Source organism: Halarchaeum salinum (assembly GCF_039520965.1).
GTDB classification, from domain to species: domain Archaea; phylum Halobacteriota; class Halobacteria; order Halobacteriales; family Halobacteriaceae; genus Halarchaeum; species Halarchaeum salinum.
In genome coordinates this window covers 1-580 of sequence record NZ_BAAABL010000024.1, presented here as the reverse complement: position 1 = coordinate 580, position 580 = coordinate 1, and the positions used below count along the sequence as shown (strand labels likewise).

General features: G+C 61.4%; 1 protein-coding gene. It reads right to left on the bottom strand.

Translation table 11 applies throughout. From position 1 onward, the window contains the following. A partial coding sequence (locus ABDZ36_RS02810; protein WP_343749193.1) for an ATP-binding protein occupies window positions 1–580 on the bottom strand: 580 nt, incomplete at both ends.

Below are 580 nucleotides of genomic sequence, written 5' to 3'. Positions count from 1 at the left end.
GGTCGCACCGCTCCGCGTGAACAATACGTATTCGACATCGGCGTCGCCATCATCTCGCGGCGTCCACCGGACCTCTTCAGCGTGCCCTTCCAGTGATGCGAGCGCGCTGTAGTCGAGGGGTGCGTTCGTGAACTTGCACTCGCCGACGACCATCGTTCCGTCGTCAGTGAATCCGACGACGTCAATCTCGTGTTCTTTGTACCACCAGCGCCCGATGTCGAGGAAGAGCTCATCCGGGTAGAGGTCCGGGAGAGCGTCCTGACAGAGCGTCTCGAACGCCGGGCTGACGAAGTCTGCGAGTTCTGGTTCGATGAGTGCCTCATAGGCGTCTTCGCCGAGGCGCTCGTAGCGGTCTTCGTTCCCGTAGACGAATCGGAACCAGAACCGGAACAGCGGGTCGAGGAGCCGGTACCGGCCGCGGCGAGATTTCGCCTTCTGCTCCGTGAGTGGAACCTCCCGCTCGATGAGCCGTAATCGCTCGAGCTTCTGTGTGTATGTCGAAATCTGCTTCCCGTCGATCCCGATCGCTTGCGCTATCTCGTTCGACGTCGTCTTCCCCGCCGCGATCGCGGTGAGGATC